We start from the raw sequence: 16,997 nt of genomic DNA, 5'->3' as shown, positions 1-16,997 counted from the left end.
GTCAGCGCTGCCTTCGCGGGGCCGCGCCGGATTTCGGCGGCACGGCGGAGCCGGTCGCGAGCACCGCGCCCGAGCCGGACCGCGCCGCGCCCCGCACCAGCCGCGCCGCGCCCCGCCGCGCCCCGCCGTCAGAGCCAGTTGCGGCGCTTGAAGACCACGTACAACCCGGTGCAGACCAGCGCCATCAGCCCGACCGCGAACGGGTAGCCGAACGCCCACTTGAGCTCCGGCATGATCTCGAAGTTCATCCCGTACACGGTGCCGATCAGCGTCGGCGCGAAGAGGATCGCCGCCCAGGAGGAGATCTTCTTGATCTCGTCGTTCTGCACGTGCCCGGCCTCGGCGAGCTGCTTCATCTCCTCGTTCTGCCGCTGCGAGACCAGCGTCGCGTTCACGGTCAGGATGTTCTGCAGCATCTGCCGGAAGCCGTCCACCCGCTCGGCGGCGTAGGTGGCGTGGTCGGCGACGTCGCGCAGGTAGCGCTGCAGCTCGTCGTCGGTGCCGTACTTGCCGAAGCCCGCCTCCAGGCTCTTCATGATCTCCAGCAGCGGCCGGGTGGCCCGCTGGAGCTCGATCACCTCGCGGGACAGCTCGTAGATGCGCCGGGAGACCTGCGGGTCGCCGCCGAACACCTCCGTCTCGATCTCGTCGATGTCGTGCTGGAGCCCGGCGATCACCGGCGCGTACCCGTCCACCACGGCGTCCAGCACCGCGTACAGCACCGCCTCCGGGCCGAGCGCGAGCAGGTCCGGGTCCGTCTCCAGGCGGCGGCGCACCGCGGACAGGTCCGGTGCCTGCGAATGGCGGACGGTGAGCACGAAGTCGGGGCCCACGAAGAGGTGGATCTCGCCGAAGTCGACCTCCTCCGCCTCGTCCAGGTAGCGCGCGGCGCGCAGCACCACGAACAGCGTGTCGCCGTAGCGCTCCAGCTTCGGCCGCTGGTGGGCGACGATGGCATCCTCGACGGCCAGTTCGTGCAGGTTGAACCGGTCCGCCGCCTCCAGCAGCTGCGCCTCGGCGGGGCGGTACAGGCCGATCCAGGCCATCGCGCCGGGCCGGTCGGGCAGTTCGCGGTAGATGTCGGCGAGGTTCGCCGGTGTGTCGATCCGCCGCCCGTCCCGGTAGACCGCCGCGTCCACCACGGAACGCTCCAGGGTGACCGGCTCGACGGGCTGGTCGGGCCGCGGATCCATCGAGTGCTCCGGCGCCGGCTGCGCGTCGGCGGGTCCGGAGCCCCCGGCGGGGCGGGAGAACGGACGCTTGCTCGCGCGCACGGCGCGCACACGCCAGTCGGACATGGCGGGTACCTCCACGGTGGGTGCCCGGTCGCCGTCCGGGGACGGCGGGCCGGAGGCGCCCGGCCGGCCACCACGCGCACGGCGCGACCGGCGGCACCCCGTCGAGGACGAGGTCAGCGCCGCGCGGGAGCCGTACGGGAGGAGGAACGCCGGGTGCCGCGAATGGTGCGGGACAACCGGGGGCGGGGCCGACTTCGACCCGGACTACTGCACTCCACGGCTCTCACCTCCTCGGCTCCGCGCGCCCGCGCACCGGAAGGGGGGCCTGCACAACTCCCGCCGAGTGTAGTACCCGCTCCCGGGTGCCTCCCACCGCCCGCCCCCGGGGGCGCCGCGCGACAGTGTTCCGGACCGGTCGTGCGCCCGGCGCGTTCGGGCACCAACGGCCGCCCGTGTCCTGCCCGTTCATCCCGCCGATGCGATTACGGGGCCGCCACTGCCCGACTACGCTACGTGTCATGACTTCTTCGGAAACGGCCCCCGGGCGGGGCACGGCGGTGGTGATCGGCGGCGGGCTGGCCGGCACGGTGGCGGCCTGGGCCCTGCGCGGGTTCGCCGAACGGATCGTGGTGGTGGAGCGGGACCGCTACCCGGCGGAGCCCACGTTCCGGGCCGGGGTGCCGCAGGGCTGGCACGCGCACCTGGTGCTGGAGGCCGGGCACCGGGCGCTGGAGGAGATGATGCCCGGCATCAACCAGGAGCTCACGGAGGCGGGCGCGACGAGGGTCGCCGTCTCGGGCGATCTGAAGTGGCTCAGCTCGGCGGGGTGGATGGCGCAGTACCCGGCGCAGCTCGCCTTCCTCTCCTGCACCCGGCCGGTGCTGGACAAGGCGGTGCTGGACCGGGTCCGCGCCGAGCCCACGATCGAGTTCCTGGAGGGCGCCGACGTGGTCGGCCTGCTCGGGTCGGCCCGCACGGTGACCGGCGTCAAGGTCCGCGACCGCGGGCCCGAACGCAGCGAAGTCCGGGAGATACCTGCCGAGTTGGTGGTGGACGCGGCCGGCCGCACGACCTCGGTGCCGGACTGGCTGGCGGAGCTGGGCCACCCGCCGGTGCCCGAGGAGCGGGTGGACGCGGGCGTCGCGTACTCCTCCCGGCTGTTCCACCGCCCGGCCGGCGTCGACATCGGCTACAAGGCGATCTACGTGCAGACCAAGGCCCCGGACGCGCCCCACCTGGGCGTGCTGCTGCCGGTCGAGGGCGACCGCTGGATCGTCAGCGTCGCCGGCATGCGCGGCGCCGAACCCGAGCCCGGCGAAGCCGGGTTCACCAAGCAACTGGCCCGGCTGCGCGACCCGAGCATCCGCGAGGCGCTCCAGCAGGCCGAGCCGGCCGGCGAGGTGCGCGGCTTCGTCCCCGGCCCCGGCATCCGGCGGCACTACGAACGCAGCGCCCCGGACGGCCTGGTGGTGGTCGGCGACGCCGCCAGCACCTTCAACCCGGTGTACGGGCAGGGCGTCACCGTCGCCCTGTTCTGCGCCCGGGAGCTGCGCCGCACCGCCCTGCGCCACGGCGGCATCGGCCACGCCACGGCCCGGGACGCCCGGCGCGCGATCGCGGCCGTCTCCAAGAACCCGTGGGTGATGTCCTGCACCGAGGACGTCCGCTTCGCCGCCACCACCGGCGGACCCTCCGGCGCCCTGCTCGCGCTCCAGCACCGCTTCCTCGACAAGGTGCTGGCCGGCGCCGCCCACAACCCGGCGGTCACCGCCGCCTTCCACGAGGTGATGTCGCTGGTCGCCCCGCCGACGCTGCTGTTCCGCCCGTCGCTCCTCGCCGCCATCCTGCGGAGCTGACCGGCCAGGGACGTGCCCGGCCGCCGACCGGCCTCCTTCGCCAGCTGCCGGCCCGGGGCGCGCCCGGCCGCCGCGCACCCGGCCGGAACCGTCAGACGGGCTCCAGGTGCGCGGCCACGTACGGCACGGCGACCTGCTCCAGGGCGCCGCGGCCGAACGCCGGGTGGACGTTGACCTCGAAGACCACGCCGCCGCTCTCGGCGGCGAGGTCGACACCGGCCAGCGGCAGGCCGAGGCAGGCGACCGCGCGGATCGCCAGGTCCGCGAGGCCCCGGGGAAGTTCGGCGGCGGCGAGCGGGGCGGAGACGGCGCCGCGGCTCTCGTTGCAGGGGGCGTCCGGATCCGCCTGCACGTGTTCGACGACCCGGACCACCCGGCCGTCGAGCACCACCACCCGGTACTGGTGGCGGCGGCCGTCCGGGGTGAAGTTGCGGGCGTCCCGGGCGATCAGCCAGTCCGCCCCGTCGTGCTCGTAGTGCCGTGCGGCGGAGGCGAGTTGGGCGTGAGTGGTGACGTGGAAGACGTCGTCGCCGCCCATCCCGACGCAGGGCCGGGCCCAGACGTCGCCGCCGAGCCGGTCGAAGGCCTCGGCGGCGGCCCGCGGGCTCGGCCGGGACAGCGAGACGGTCGGCATGTGCGCGACGCCGTCGCGGGTGAAGCGGGCCACCGTGAGGTCCTTCTCGGTGGCCGCCCGCCAGGCCTGCACATCGGTGCCGAGCGAGCGGGCGCCGTGTGCGCCCAGCAGCCGCTGGAAGGGCGCGAAGTCGCGCCGCCGGTGCGGCGGGATCTCGTAGACCACGACGGCGTCGGCCGCCACGCTGCGGCCGTCCGCCTCCAGGCGCAGCCCGCCCCCGTCCTCGGGGCGGATCCGGCCGCCCCCGCCGGTCATGAAGTGCCGGGCGTCGAGCAGCACGGGCGCCCGGCCGGTGAGGGCCCGGGCGGCGGCGGCGAGGACGTCGCGGCTTCCTTCGGTCGAACTGTGATCAGTCAAGAGAACGAGCTCACGTCGACCCATGCGGGTCATGGAAGCGCGGGGCCCGCGCCCCGGCAAGGGGGCCCCACGAGCCAACACCCGCCCCACTGGCCGAAACCCGCGCGGACGCGGTGCGCTCTTTCGGCCGGTTGGGGCCAGAGCGCGTTGCCCACCGACACCCGCGCGGACGCGGTGCGCTCCCGCCGGCAATTCGGATGCGGACGCTCCACCCGCCCCGCTACCCTGGGCCGCATGTCTACGCCCCGAATTTCCTAGCCGACGGACCCGCCTCCACACCACCCGTGTGTCCGTTCGCTGTTTCGGAGCGTTATCCCGTGATCACCACCCGTGGTGTCGACCTGCGCGTCGGCGCCCGCCTCCTGCTGTCCGACATCACCGTCCACATCGCCCCCGGCGACCGGATCGGCCTGGTCGGCCGCAACGGCGCAGGCAAGACCACCCTGCTCGCCACCCTCGCCGGACAACTGCCGCCCGCCGCCGGGACGGTCACCCGCACCGGCCCCGTCGGCTACCTCCCGCAGGACTCCCGCGCCGCCGACCCGTCCGCCACCGTCACCGACCGCATCCTGTCCGCCCGCGGCCTGGCCACCGCCGTCCACGCGCTGCGCGCCGCCGAAGAGGCGATGGCGCAGGCCGACGGACCGCACGACCAGCGCCGGGCGATGGACGCCTACACCCGCGCCGAGGCCGAGTTCCAGTCCCGGGGCGGCTACGCGGCCGAGGCCGAGGCCGCCCGGGTCGCGGCCGGCCTCGGACTGCCCGCCCGGGTCATGGACACCCCGGTCGGCACCCTCTCCGGCGGCCAGCGCCGCCGGGTCGAGCTGGCCCGGATCCTCTTCGCCGACCACGGCACCCTACTACTCGACGAACCCACCAACCACCTCGACGCCGACTCCGTCGCCTGGCTGCGCGGCTTCCTCGCGGCCCACCAGGGCGGGCTGGTCCTGATCAGCCACGACCTCGGCCTGCTCGCCGACACCGTCAACCGGGTCTTCCACCTCGACCCGCAGCACGCCACGATCGACGTCCACAACACCGGCTGGCGGGCCTACCTCGACCAGCGCGCCGCCGACGAACGCCGCCGCACCCGGGAACGGGCCAACGCCGAACGCAAGGCCGCCGCCCTGCACGCCCAGGCCGACCGGATGCGGGCCAACGTCGCCACCGCCACCAGCGCCCGCAGCATGGCCCGCCGCGCCGACCGGATGCTCGCCGACCTCGAACCCGCCCGGCAGGCCGAACGGACGGCCCGGATCCGGCTGCCCGAACCCGCCCCCTGCGGCCGGATGCCGCTCGGCGCGATCAGCCTCGCCAAGGCCTACGCCGGCCGCCCGGTGCTCACCGGCCTCGACCTGGCCGTCGACCGGGGCAGCCGGATGGTCGTGCTCGGCCTGAACGGTGCCGGCAAGACCACCCTGCTGCGCATCCTGGCCGGCCACGAAAGCGCCGACACCGGCCGGGTGGTGCCCGGCCCGGGCCTGCGGCTCGGCTACTTCGCGCAGGAGCACGACACCCTCGACCCGGCGCGCAGCGTCCGCGACAACCTCGCCCAGGCCGCGCCGCACCTGAGCGACGGCGAACTGCGGCACGTCCTCGGCGCGTTCCTGTTCCGCGGCGACGACGCCGACAAGTCGGCCGGGGTCCTCTCGGGCGGTGAGAAGACCCGGCTGGCGCTGGCCGGCCTGGTCCACTCCGGCGCCAACGTCCTGCTGCTCGACGAGCCCACCAACAACCTCGACCCGGCCTCCCGGGCGGAGGTGCTGGCGGCGGTCGGCACCTACCCGGGCGCGATCGTGATGGTCACCCACGACCTGGGTGCCATCGAGGCCCTGCGGCCCGACCGCGTCCTGCTCCTCCCGGACGGCGACGAGGACCTGTGGCACGACTCCTACCTGGAACTGGTCGCCCTGGCGTGAGCGGCGCCGCCTGACGCCGCCGCGTGACGGCGCCACCTGCCAGCCCGGCCGCGCCCCGCCACCCTCCCCGGCGGGGCGCGGCCGGGCCCGAGCCGTCCTACGGCTTGCGCGCCTCGATCAGGAAGCGCGCGGAGTGGGCGACGAACGGCCCCTCCGCCCGGATCAGGGCGTCCAGTTCACGCAGCCGGTCCCGGTAGGCCGCCACGGTGAAGCCCGGGACCATCCAGATCACCTTCCGCAGGAAGTACACCACCGCGCCGATGTCGAGGAACTCCATCCGGAGCCGCTCGGAGCGCAGGTCCACCACCTCCAGCCCGGCGTCACGCGCGGCGGCGCTCTCGTCCTCCGGGCGGCGTGCCCGGCGTGCCTCGGGCTGCGGGCCGAGGAAGTACTCGACCAGTTCGAACCCGGACGCCGGCCCCACGTGCTGGGCGTAGTAGGCGCCGCCGGGCCGCAGCACCCGGGCGATCTCCGACCACCAGGCCTTCACCGGATGACGGCTGGTGACCAGGTCGAAGGCCCCGTCGCCGAACGGCAGCGGCGGCTCGTCCGGGTCCGCGACCACCACCACGCCCAGCGGGTGCAGCAGGCCGGTGGCGCGCGCGACATTCGGCGGCCAGGACTCGGTGGCCGCCATGGTGGCCGGAAGCGCTCCGCGCTGCGCGGGGGCAGACGCCCCGGGGGCGGGCTGCCCTTCGGTGGGCTGTCCTTCGGTGGGCTGCCCTTCGGTGGGCTGTCCTGCGACGGGCTTCGCAGCGGCGAGCCGGGCCGCGCCGGCCAGCACCTCGCCGCCGCCCGTCTGGATGTCCAGGGCTGCCGAGGCCCGACCCAGCCGCTCGGCCAGCAGCCGCTGGTAGCCCCAGGACGGCCGTTCCTCGGTGGCGCGGCCGGCGAGCCAGGAGAAGTCCCAGCCGTCCACGGACACCGCCTCGGCCTCGGCGATCAGCTCTTCGAAGGTGCGCATACCGGCATCATCCCGGTGGCCCGCCCGCCCGGCGAACTGTTTCACCGTCCGGGTCATGCCCTCGTGCCGCAGGGCGGTTCCCCGGACCACGAGCAGACCGCCTGCCGTGATCAGCCCGGTCACCGGCTCCGAACCGCCGCCCCATCGTTCCCCGGCCTCGGAAAACCGCTGTCCGCCCCCGGTACGGCTGGGCGAGGATGACGGCGTGACGAACGAGCAGGCGAGGACCCCGCCTACCACCTCGCCCACGTCAACGCCCGTCGTGCCCGCTCTTCACCCCTCTCGCCACCGTGGAGCCCCGACGCCATGACCTCCTCACCGCAGTCCCCCGTCGGCCGCTTCTACGACGAGTTCGCGGCCGGGTACCACCTCCTCTACCCCGACTGGGACGCCTCCGTCGCCCGCCAGGGCGCCAGCCTCGACGCCCTGATCCGCGCCGGCCTCGGCGATCGCCCGGTCGACGTCCTGGACTGCGCGTGCGGCATCGGCACCCAGGCCCTCGGCCTCGCCGCCCTCGGCCACCGCGTCACCGGCACCGACCTCAGCCCGGCCGCCGCCGCCCGGGCCGTCACCGAAGCCGCCCTACGGGGCCTCCGTCTCCCCACCGCGGCCGCCGACATGCGCGGGCTCCCCTTCGCCGACGCCCGGTTCGACGTCGTCGTCTGCGCCGACAACGCGCTCCCCCACCTACTCACCCCCGAGGAGGTCCGCACCGCCCTCACCGAGATGCGCCGCGTGCTGCGCCCCGGCGGCCTGCTCCTGCTCACCATCCGCCCCTACGACGACCTGCGCCGCTCCCGCCCGGCCGCCACCCCGCCCCAGACCACCGAACGCGACGGCCGACGGTCCGTCATCTTCCAGCTCTGGCACTGGCATGAGGACGGCGAGCGCTACGACCTGGAGCTCTTCCACCTCACCCCCGATGCCACCGGCCAATGGCAGACCGACATCCGTCGCTCCACCTACTGGGCCCTCACCCAGTCCCAGCTCACCGCCCTCGCCTCCGAGGCCGGCTTCACCACCTCCCACTGGCAACCACCCGCCCGAACGGGCTTCGTCCAACCCGTGCTCATCGCCCGCGCCCCCTGACCCTGGCCGACCCCGACGACTGCACGATCCACACCGGCCGGGACAATTCCGGGGTGCTATTGACATGGATCGCCGAAATAGCGGACGAACCACTGGTGCTGGAGCCGAGCGACCGGCGGGTCGAGTGGCGGACCAACACCTGGTACCTGAGTGCGGAGGATGAGGACAAGCAGTCCTTGTCCGTGACCGAGGTGGTCGCCGCCTTCGAACGAACCGCTCAGGCCATCCGGCACCGTATCCACGCGCTGGGCTTCGCCGGGGTGGCGACCTTCTACGTGTGGCACGACGAGCAGGTCGATCAACTCCGCTGCTCCACCGGATCGGTGGCCGTCGATGAACTGCCGTTCGGCGGCACCTACCTGCCCTCCGACGACCTCGTTCCGTTCGTCGAGGGCTTCCTGAGCGGCCGACAGCCAGCCGAGACCGACCCGTCGGACCAGACCGCGCCCAACGCCAGGCCCCCCTTCCCCGTCTGGGTCCGCAACGTCGGACCGACCTCACGCTGACCTGTCCCGCACCCCGCCGAGGGCAGCCCCGAGATCGGCTGGCCGAGATGCGCGGCTCAGCGGCCTGCGCCGGGGGTCCGGGCCGGTCAGGTCTCGCGCTGCGGGTGGTACTCGGACTCGGGTATGCCGAAGGTCCAGGCGACCCCGGCGCGGGCGGTGCGGGTGCTCGGCGGGACGCGCAGCCAGTAGGTGCGGAAGGTGCCGTCGGGCTCGGCGGTCGAGTTGACGACCTCGACCATGACCACCGGTTCGTCGTCGGGCAGGGTGATCCGCCAGAGCACCCCGGTCTCGTCGCGGTGGATGGGCTCAGCACCGGAGTCGGCCAGGTAGCGCTCGTAGCCGTAGTGCTCCAGCAGGACACGGCGCAGTTCGGCGTTCTCCTCGGTGCGGATCCGCTCGACGGTGACGTCGGCCAGCCCGGCCAGGAACTCGGCGGGCACGGGCATGCCGCGCCAGGCGTGCAGGGCGAAGCCGTCGGCGTACTCCAGGGCGGGGCCGTCCGCCCGGTCGAGCCGCCCGGCCTCGTCACGGTGCAGCGCGACGGGGCGCTCGCTGACCAGCGCGACGTCCTGGTACGGCCACCACCAGCCGGCCTCGCGGGCCACCCCGGCGAGCGGCGCGACGGCCTCGGCGCTGCCCCCGGCCGCGTCGGAGGCGGCCTCGAAGGCGGCGAACCAGGGAGCGTCGTGCTGGCCGCGCACGGCGTCGAGCAGGGCGAGCCGGACGGTGGTGCGCCGGGCGCGGGCGGCGGCGGCCGCGTCGTCCGAGGCCTCCTCCCGGTCGGCCTCGGGGGCGAGCCGGTCGAGGACCGCCGTGCGGATGCGGTCGGCGAGCGGGGTGGTGACCGGGCCGAGCTCGCCGCCGGTGAGTGCCCAGTGCGCCGCCCACCCGGCCGCGCCGACCTCCTCGACGGCCCGCCGCCGGGCCTGTTCCCAGGGCCCGGTGCGCACGGCCTCGCGTACGCTCACCGCGCCGGCGGCCCGCAGCTGCAGCGCCGCCTCGGCGGCGGCGAACGGCGAGCCGAACCAGCGGACGGCCGTGGGCTCGGGCAGCCCGGCCGCCCGGTAGGCGGCCCGGACCGCGTGCTCGGCCGCCGACCGGTCGGCCGGGCCGGTGGCCGCCGCAGCGGCCCGCCAGCGGGCCGTCACCTCGGCGGGCCCGGCCGTCACCGCGCCCGCCGGGCGGTCAGGGATCGTCGTCTCCATCGTCTGCTCCGTTCCCGGCCGGGCTCCCCGCCCGGCCGCCTGCTTCCGTTCCGTTCGGCACTGCGCGTTCCACGCTGCACGTTCCGCGTGGCACGCCGCGCCCGCCCACCCGTCTACCGGCTGCCTGCCATCGCCCGCCACCCCGCCACCCGCCCGTCGGCCGGTCCGTCAGCCGTCGGCCCGTTCGTCGGACCCTGCGTCAGTCCGCGACCACCCGCACTGCGCCCGGGGTGTACTCGCGCTGGCGCACCACCCGGTACCAGCTCTTCGGCAGCGGTATCGCCGCATGCTCCTCGTGCACCACCCGGCCGCCCTCGGGCAGGTGCAACCAGCCCGCGCCGAACGGACCGGCCTCCCGGCGCAGTTCCCCGGGACCGACCACGGCGTGCGCGTGGCCGGTGACCTCCCCGAGGGCCAGCACCATCCGGCCCCGGCCGTCCCGGGGCTGGACGGCCAGCGCGGCCACCCGGGGCGGCACGGCGCCCTCCTCGACCGGCACGATCAGCACATCGCCCTGGCGGTACATCAGTCCTCCCTCGCCGTACGGCCGGACCCCGGCGACTGCCGGAATCCCGGGCTCCACCGCGCTGTTCGCGGTCACGTTCCGGAGCCACGACCAGAACGTAGAGCAAGGGTCTGACAACGCGCCCGGCCGGCCACCCGGCCACCGGATTGTCGGACCCGGCTGGTAGACACGTGTTCGGCCCCGACCCCTGAGGAGCAGCGCATGACCGTCAACCACCACATCGAGCAGTTCCACGGTCTCCCGGTCTTCGACTTCGTCCAGGCCCTGGACGAGGCCGCCGACGCCGGCGACGCGGCAGCCGTGACCCTGCCGGAGCCGGCGTCGGCAGCCTGGCGGATCGGCCTGCACTACGAGTCCGAGGAGGCCTTCACCGAGCGCTGGCGGCAGTTCCTCGACACGGTCGACACCGAGCGCGTGACGGCCGTGGTGATCGGCCCGTGGTTCTCCGACGAGCCGGAGCAACTCGACGCCGCCCTGGCCGCGATCGTCGAGGCGGCGGACCGGCTGCCCGCGCTGCGGGGTCTCTTCGTCGGCGACGTCACCTACGAGGAGAGCGAGATCTCCTGGTTGGAGATGTGCGATGTCACCCCGCTGCTGACGGCCTACCCCGAACTGACCGAGCTGGTGGTGCGCGGCGGCAGCGACCTGGAGCTGACACCCGTGCGCCACGAGGCGCTGCGAGCGCTGCGCTTCGAGGCCGGCGGCCTGCCTGCCCCGGTGGTGCGGGCGGTGGCCGGCTGCGACTTCCCCGCCCTGGAGCGGCTCGAACTCTGGCTCGGCGTCGACAACTACGGCGGCGACGCCACGCTGGACGACCTCGCCCCCTTCCTGGACGGCACACGCTTCCCCGCGGTGCGCCATCTGGGCCTGCAGAACAGTGAGTTCGAGGACGACATCGCGGCCGCCGTGGCGCACGCGCCCGTGGTGGCCCGGCTGGAGTCGCTCAGCCTCGCCATGGGCGTACTGACCGACCAGGGCGCCACCGCCCTGCTGGAGGGCCAGCCCCTCACCCACCTGCGCGCCCTCGACCTGCACCACCACTTCCTCACCGGGGAGGTGCAGCAGCGCCTCACCGAGGCCCTGCCGGGCGTCGAGATCGACCTCTCCGAGGCCGGAAAGCCCGACGACCGGTGGCGCTACGTCGCCGTGGCCGAGTAACCGTCACCGCCCGCGCGCCCAACGCCGCCGCACCACCACACCGACCAGCCCACCACGCCCATCCGTCTGGAACCGACATGACCGTCTCCCTCCACCCCGACCGCTTCCACGACCTGCCGATCCGCGACTTCACCCCCGACGACGGCACCCGCACGCCGCCCGCCGCCGGCTCGGTCGCCTGGCGGCTCGCCCTGGACTACGACGCGAAGCACGACTTCGCGCAGCTCTGGCAGACCTTCCTCGACACCGTCGACCCTGGCGGAATCCGCGCCCTGGTGATCGGCCCCTGGTGGCACGGCGGCTACGTCCCCGTGGCCGCCACCGTCGCCGCCATCGCCGCGGACGCGGAGCGCCTGCCCGCCCTGGAGGCGCTCTTCCTCGGGGACGTGACCTACGACGAGTGCGAGATCTCCTGGATGGAGATGGGCGACGTCACCCCGCTGCTGACGGCCTTCCCCGGGCTGACCGAGCTGACCGTCCGCGGTGGCACGGACCTGAGCCTCCAGCCGGTGCGGCACGACCGGCTGACCTCGCTGCGCTTCGAGGCCGGCGGCCTGCCGGCCCGGGTGGTGCGGGCGGTGGCGGGTTCCGAGCTGCCGGCGCTGGAGCGCCTGACGCTCTGGCTCGGCGTGGACGAGTACGGCGGTGACGCCACGATCGACGACCTCGGGCCCTTCCTGGACGGCGCCCGCCTCCCGAGCCTGCGCCACCTCGGGCTGGCCAACAGTGAGTTCCAGGACGAGATCGCCTCGGCCGTCGCGCACGCGCCCGTGGTGGCCCGGCTGGAGTCGCTCGACCTGTCCATGGGCGTGCTCTCCGACGAGGGCGCCGCCGCCCTGCTGGAGGGCCAGCCGCTCACCCACCTGCGCGCCCTCGACCTGCACCACCACTACCTCAGCGAGGAGCTGCAGCAGCGCCTCACCGAGTCCCTGCCCGGGGTCGCGCTCGACCTCTCCGAGGCCGAGGACCCCGACGAGGACGAGGACGACGGGGACCGCTACGTCGCGGTCGCCGAGTAGGCGGGTGACGGCACGATGACACCGCAGCTGACCGTCCTCGGCAATCCCGGGCACCGACGGGTGACGCTGTTCGCCGCCGCCGCCCGGGCCGCCGGGCTGCCCGAGCCCGCCGTCCTGCCCTGGCTGGACGTGCTGCGCGGCGACTACCGGCTGCCCGAGGACGGCCTGCTGCGGATCGAGTCGCCCGGTGAGGAGGCCCTGGTCGACGAACTGCTGCGCGGCCCGGCGCTCGGCCCGTCCTACGCGCCGACCCGGGTCGAGGGCACGGCCGCCTGGTACGCGGGGGTGACGGCCGCGCTGCGCGAGCTGGCCGGGCGCCCCGGCGTACGGCTGCTGGGCGATCCGGAGGAGATCGCCGTGATGTTCGACAAGCGGCGGGCACACACGCTCCTCGCCGCCGCCGGGGTGCCGGTACCCCGGGCGCTGGGCGGCGAGGTCACCGGCTGGGAGCAGTTGCGCGGGCGGCTGGCCGCGGCCGGCCTGCGCCGGGTCTTCGTCAAGCCCGCGCACGGCTCCTCCGCCTCCGGGGTGACGGCCCTGCAGTTCGGGCCGCGCGGGCAGGTCCTGGCCACCACGTCGGTCGAGCTGGCCGACGGGCTGCTGCACAACTCGCTGCGGGTCCGCCACTACCGCAGCGAGCGGGAGGTGGCCGAGACCATCGACCGGCTGGCACCGGACGGGCTGCACGTCGAGCAGTGGATCCCGAAAGCCGCGCAGTCCGGCCGCTCGGCGGACCTGCGCGTGGTGGTGGTCGCCGGCCGGGCCACCCACGCGGTGGTGCGCACGAGCGCGCAGCCGATGACCAACCTGCACCTCGGCGGCGCCCGGGGCAGCCTCGACCTGGCCCGGGAGGCCGCCGGGCCCGCATGGCCGGCCCTGCTGGAGACGGCCGAGCGCGCGGCGGCCTGCTTCCCCGGCTCGTTGATGGTCGGGGTCGACGTCCTGCCCACGGCCGGCTGGCGACGCGCCCTGGTCGGCGAGGTCAACGCCTTCGGCGACCTGCTCCCCAACCTCACCGGCCTGCCCGGCGGCCCCGCCGAGGGCCTCGACACCTACGGCGCCCAGATCGCCGCCCTCACCGGGGCCACCGGCCGCACCACCGGAACGCCCCTCCCCACCCCGACGGACCACCAGATCACGGAACCCTCCCGATGAACCACCAGACCTCCCCCCACACCCAGGCTCCCGCTCCGGCCCCCGACATGAACGCGGTCGTCGGCACGCACGACCTGCTGCTCGTCACACTCGACACGCTCCGCTTCGACGTCGCCGAGGAGCTGGCCGCCGCCGGCCGGATCCCGCACCTCGCCGCCTTCCTCCCCGGCGGCCGCTGGGAGCGCCGGCACGCGCCCGGCAGCTTCACCTACGCCTCCCACCAGGCGATCCTGGCCGGTTTCCTGCCCACCCCGGCCTCCCCCGGCGGTCCCCACCCGCGCCTGTTCGCGGCCCGCTTCGCCGGTTCCGAGAGCACCGCCCCGCGCACCTGGGTGTTCGACGCACCGGATCTGCCGACCGCCCTCGCCGCCGCCGGGTACCGGACGGTCTGCATCGGCGGCGTGGGCTTCTTCAACAAGCAGGGCCCGCTCGGCTCGGTGCTGCCCGGCCTGTTCCAGGAGAGCCACTGGGAGCCCAGGATGGGCGTGCCGTCCCCGACGTCCTTCGAGGAGCAGGTCGCCCGGGCGGAGCGGGTCGCCGCCGAACAGCCCGCCGGGCAACCGCTCTTCCTGTTCCTGAACGTCTCGGCACTGCACCAGCCCAACTGGTTCCACCTGCCCGGCGCCACCCGTGAGCACGGCGACTCCCGGGCCAGCCACGCCGCCGCCCTGGAGTACGTGGACGCCCACATCGGCCGGCTCTTCGCGGCGATGAGCGCCCGCCGCCCCTGCTTCGCGATCGTCTGTTCCGACCACGGCACGGCGTACGGCGAGGACGGCTACACCGGGCACCGGATCGGCCACGAGGTGGTCTGGACCGTCCCGTACGCCCACTTCACGATCCCCGCAGCCGTCCCCGATGCCGCCCCCGCAGCCGCAGCCGCAGCCACAGCCGCCTCAGCTTTCCCTGCCCCCGCTGCCGTCCCCGCCACCGTCACAGCCATCGCCGCCACCACCGAGGAGCGCGCATGACCACCACACCCCCGCGCCCCGACTCGCCCTACCAGTCCTACGTCTACGCCTACCCGCACAAGACCGCCTACCGCCCGCTGCCGGAGCGCCCGGGGCTGCGCGAGCTGTGGGCCGGCGAGGCACAGGACGCGCTCTCGCTCTACCTGCACATCCCGTTCTGCGAGGTCCGCTGCGGCTTCTGCAACCTGTTCACCAGGATCGGCAGCCCCGAGGGCCTGACCACCGCGTACCTGGACGCCCTGGAGCGCCAGGCGGTGGCCATCCGCGCCGCGCTGGACGAGGGCGCGCGCTTCGCACTGGCCGCCTTCGGCGGCGGCACGCCCACCTATCTGACGGCCGGCGAGCTGGAGCGGCTGTGCGACATCGCCGAGCAGCGGATGGGCACCGACCTGCGGGCGATACCGCTCTCGGTGGAGGCCTCCCCCGCCACCGCGACCGCCGACCGGCTGGAGGTCCTGGCCGCCCGGGGCGCCACCCGGCTGAGCCTGGGCGTGCAGTCCTTCGTCGACGCCGAGGCCCGCTCCGCCGTGCGCCCGCAGAAGCGGGCCGAGGTGGAGGGCGCCCTCGACCGGATCCGTGCCGCCGGGTTCCCGGTGCTCAACATCGACCTCATCTACGGCATCGACGGCCAGTCCGAGGCCAGTTGGCTGCACTCGCTGGACGCCGCGCTCGCCTGGCAGCCCGAGGAGCTGTACCTCTACCCGCTCTACGTGCGCCCGCTCACCGGCCTGGCCCGGCGCGGCGAGCAGGAGAGCCAGTCCGCCTGGGACACCCGCCGGCTCGCGCTCTACCGCACCGGCCGCGACCACCTGCTGGCCCACGGCTACCAGCAGGTGTCGATGCGGATGTTCCGCCGCGCCGCTTCCCCGCAGGCCGGGGCGAGCGAGTACGCCTGCCAGACGGACGGCATGGTCGGCCTGGGCTGCGGCGCCCGCTCCTACACCTCACGGCTGCACTACTCCTTCGACTACGCGGTGAACGCCACCGAGGTGCGCGGAATCATCGACGGCTTCGTCGCCACCGAGGACTTCCACCACGCCGAGGTGGGCCACCGGATGAGCGGCGAGGAGCCGCGCCGGCGGCACCTGGTGCAGTCGCTGCTCCAGGCCGAGGGCATGCCGCTGGCCGACTACCGGGCCCGCTTCGGCAGTACACCGGCCGCCGACTTCCCGACGGAGCTGGCCGAGTTCACCGCGCGCGGCTGGCTCGCCGATGACCAGGACCGCCTGGTCCTCAGCCCGGAGGGCCTCGCGCACTCGGACGCGGCCGGGCCGATGCTGTTCTCGCCCGAGGTCCGGTCCCTGATGACGGCGTACGAGGCGAAATGACCTTCCTCGGCCTGCCGTCCACCACCCCGCCCACACCGCGCACACCGACCGCGCCAACCGCAGAGACCGGCGCGACTGACCGTGGGCGCGACCTCACCCTGCTCTACCGTGGCCCACTCGCCTCCTGCGACTACGACTGCCCCTACTGCCCGTTCGCCAAGCGCCGCGACACACCCGATCAACTGCGCGCCGACCGCTCGGCCTTGGAGCGGTTCACCGGCTGGGCGGCCGGACGGGCGGGCAGCGGTGACACCCTCGCCCTGCTGTTCACGCCCTGGGGCGAGGGCCTGGTGCGGTCGTGGTACCGACGGACGTTGGTCCAGCTGAGCAAGCTCCCCCACGTACGCCGGGTGGCGATCCAGACCAACCTCAGCTGCCGGACCGACTGGCTCGCCGAGGCCGATCCCGACACCCTCGCGCTCTGGGTGACGTACCACCCCGGCCAGGTCACCCGGGAGCGCTTCCTCGCCAAGTGCCGGGAGCTGGACGCCCTGGGCGTGCGCTACAGCGTCGGCGTGGTCGGGCAGCCCGAGCACCTGACCGAGGCCCGCCGGCTACGCGCCGAGCTCGCCGCAGGCGTCTACCTCTGGGTCAACGCCGCCGAGGGCCGCACCTGTACCGACGCCGAGGCCGCGGACTGGGCGGCCGTCGACCCGCACTTCGGCTACAGCCGGCACGCCCACCCCAGCGCCGACCGCCCCTGCCGCACCGGCGAGTCCGTGCTCTCCGTGGACGGCGACGGCACCGTCCGCCGCTGCCACTTCGTCCGGGACGTCCTCGGCAACCTGTACGACGGCTCCTACCGCACCCAACTGCGGGCGCGCGGCTGCCCGTTGCCGGTCTGCGACTGCCACATCGGCTACGTCCACCTGGAGACCCTGCCGCTGTACGAGGTGTTCGGCGCCGGCGTGCTGGAGCGGGTGCCGCACGCCTGGCCGCAGCGCGGCTGAGGCCAGGCGGCGGGACGCGACAACCCGATTGCCGGACGGGGTCGCCACCCGTGAAGGCACACGAACGACCGTGCCGGACCCTCCGCGCCCCGCTCGACCGCACCTCTCCGAGCGCAGCAACA

General features: G+C 74.7%; 15 protein-coding genes. 10 read left to right on the top strand and 5 right to left on the bottom strand.

Annotation, left to right across the window (positions count from 1 at the left end; translation table 11 throughout):
* Positions 1-128 precede the first annotated feature (128 nt).
* On the bottom strand, positions 129-1,298 hold the full coding sequence (locus A6F73_RS30555; RefSeq protein WP_063350723.1) for a magnesium and cobalt transport protein CorA: 1,170 nt from the start codon (positions 1,296-1,298) through the stop codon (positions 129-131).
* A 458-nt stretch (positions 1,299-1,756) separates the two neighbouring features.
* Here A6F73_RS30555 and A6F73_RS30550 point away from each other — a divergent pair, with 458 nt between their 5' ends.
* Positions 1,757-3,094 carry an FAD-dependent oxidoreductase gene (locus tag A6F73_RS30550; protein WP_063350722.1) on the top strand — a complete coding sequence of 446 codons (1,338 nt, stop codon included), beginning with the start codon at positions 1,757-1,759 and terminating at the stop codon, positions 3,092-3,094.
* A gap of 91 nt (positions 3,095-3,185) precedes the next feature.
* On the opposite strand, the gene A6F73_RS30545 is transcribed toward A6F73_RS30550, so the two are convergent.
* Positions 3,186-4,085 carry an alpha-L-glutamate ligase gene (locus A6F73_RS30545; RefSeq protein ID WP_244293560.1) on the bottom strand — a complete coding sequence of 300 codons (900 nt, stop codon included), beginning with the start codon at positions 4,083-4,085 and terminating at the stop codon, positions 3,186-3,188.
* 317 nt (positions 4,086-4,402) lie between these two features.
* Between A6F73_RS30545 and A6F73_RS30540 the strand changes: the two genes are divergently transcribed.
* Positions 4,403-6,004 carry an ABC-F family ATP-binding cassette domain-containing protein gene (locus tag A6F73_RS30540; RefSeq protein WP_063350720.1) on the top strand — a complete coding sequence of 534 codons (1,602 nt, stop codon included), beginning with the start codon at positions 4,403-4,405 and terminating at the stop codon, positions 6,002-6,004.
* Between the two features lie 97 nt (positions 6,005-6,101).
* Here A6F73_RS30540 and A6F73_RS30535 read toward each other — a convergent pair whose 3' ends face one another.
* Positions 6,102-6,968 carry a methyltransferase domain-containing protein gene (locus A6F73_RS30535; RefSeq protein WP_063351690.1) on the bottom strand — a complete coding sequence of 289 codons (867 nt, stop codon included), beginning with the start codon at positions 6,966-6,968 and terminating at the stop codon, positions 6,102-6,104.
* Between the two features lie 306 nt (positions 6,969-7,274).
* Between A6F73_RS30535 and A6F73_RS30530 the strand changes: the two genes are divergently transcribed.
* Both A6F73_RS30530 and A6F73_RS30525 read left to right on the top strand, forming a co-directional pair.
* Positions 7,275-8,057, top strand: coding sequence for a class I SAM-dependent methyltransferase (locus A6F73_RS30530; RefSeq protein ID WP_063350719.1), 783 nt, complete (start codon positions 7,275-7,277; stop codon positions 8,055-8,057).
* A 53-nt stretch (positions 8,058-8,110) separates the two neighbouring features.
* On the top strand, positions 8,111-8,563 hold the full coding sequence (locus A6F73_RS30525; RefSeq protein WP_063350718.1) for a hypothetical protein: 453 nt from the start codon (positions 8,111-8,113) through the stop codon (positions 8,561-8,563).
* A gap of 86 nt (positions 8,564-8,649) precedes the next feature.
* On the opposite strand, the gene A6F73_RS30520 is transcribed toward A6F73_RS30525, so the two are convergent.
* Positions 8,650-9,768 carry a DUF6745 domain-containing protein gene (locus A6F73_RS30520; protein WP_244293559.1) on the bottom strand — a complete coding sequence of 373 codons (1,119 nt, stop codon included), beginning with the start codon at positions 9,766-9,768 and terminating at the stop codon, positions 8,650-8,652.
* A 199-nt stretch (positions 9,769-9,967) separates the two neighbouring features.
* The gene (locus tag A6F73_RS30515; RefSeq protein WP_063350717.1) at positions 9,968-10,294 is read right to left on the bottom strand and encodes a hypothetical protein; all 327 of its coding nucleotides are present in this window, start codon (positions 10,292-10,294) and stop codon (positions 9,968-9,970) included.
* 201 nt (positions 10,295-10,495) lie between these two features.
* On the opposite strand from A6F73_RS30515, the gene A6F73_RS30510 reads away from it, so the two are divergent.
* The 6 genes from A6F73_RS30510 (at position 10,496) to A6F73_RS30485 (ending at position 16,875) form a co-directional block, all read left to right on the top strand.
* On the top strand, positions 10,496-11,452 hold the full coding sequence (locus A6F73_RS30510; protein WP_063350716.1) for an STM4015 family protein: 957 nt from the start codon (positions 10,496-10,498) through the stop codon (positions 11,450-11,452).
* A 77-nt stretch (positions 11,453-11,529) separates the two neighbouring features.
* The gene (locus A6F73_RS30505) at positions 11,530-12,471 is read left to right on the top strand and encodes an STM4015 family protein (RefSeq protein WP_063350715.1); all 942 of its coding nucleotides are present in this window, start codon (positions 11,530-11,532) and stop codon (positions 12,469-12,471) included.
* A 15-nt stretch (positions 12,472-12,486) separates the two neighbouring features.
* Positions 12,487-13,626 (top strand): STM4014 family protein, encoded by a 1,140-nt coding sequence (locus tag A6F73_RS30500; protein ID WP_063350714.1) that lies wholly within the window; start codon positions 12,487-12,489, stop codon positions 13,624-13,626.
* Between the two features lie 47 nt (positions 13,627-13,673).
* Positions 13,674-14,597, top strand: coding sequence for an STM4013/SEN3800 family hydrolase (locus A6F73_RS30495; protein ID WP_208869217.1), 924 nt, complete (start codon positions 13,674-13,676; stop codon positions 14,595-14,597).
* Positions 14,594-15,925 (top strand): STM4012 family radical SAM protein, encoded by a 1,332-nt coding sequence (locus A6F73_RS30490; protein ID WP_063350713.1) that lies wholly within the window; start codon positions 14,594-14,596, stop codon positions 15,923-15,925. The genes A6F73_RS30495 and A6F73_RS30490 overlap by 4 nt, the downstream gene beginning before the upstream one ends.
* Entirely contained in the window at positions 15,922-16,875 is a 954-nt protein-coding gene (locus A6F73_RS30485; RefSeq protein WP_208869136.1) for an STM4011 family radical SAM protein, read from the top strand. The genes A6F73_RS30490 and A6F73_RS30485 overlap by 4 nt, the downstream gene beginning before the upstream one ends.
* Positions 16,876-16,997 lie beyond the last annotated feature (122 nt).

Source organism: Streptomyces sp. MJM8645, from assembly GCF_001625365.1.
In the GTDB taxonomy this organism is placed as follows: domain Bacteria; phylum Actinomycetota; class Actinomycetes; order Streptomycetales; family Streptomycetaceae; genus Kitasatospora.
Note: the sequence above shows the minus strand (reverse complement) of the source record. Positions and strands in the feature narration are given on the sequence as shown.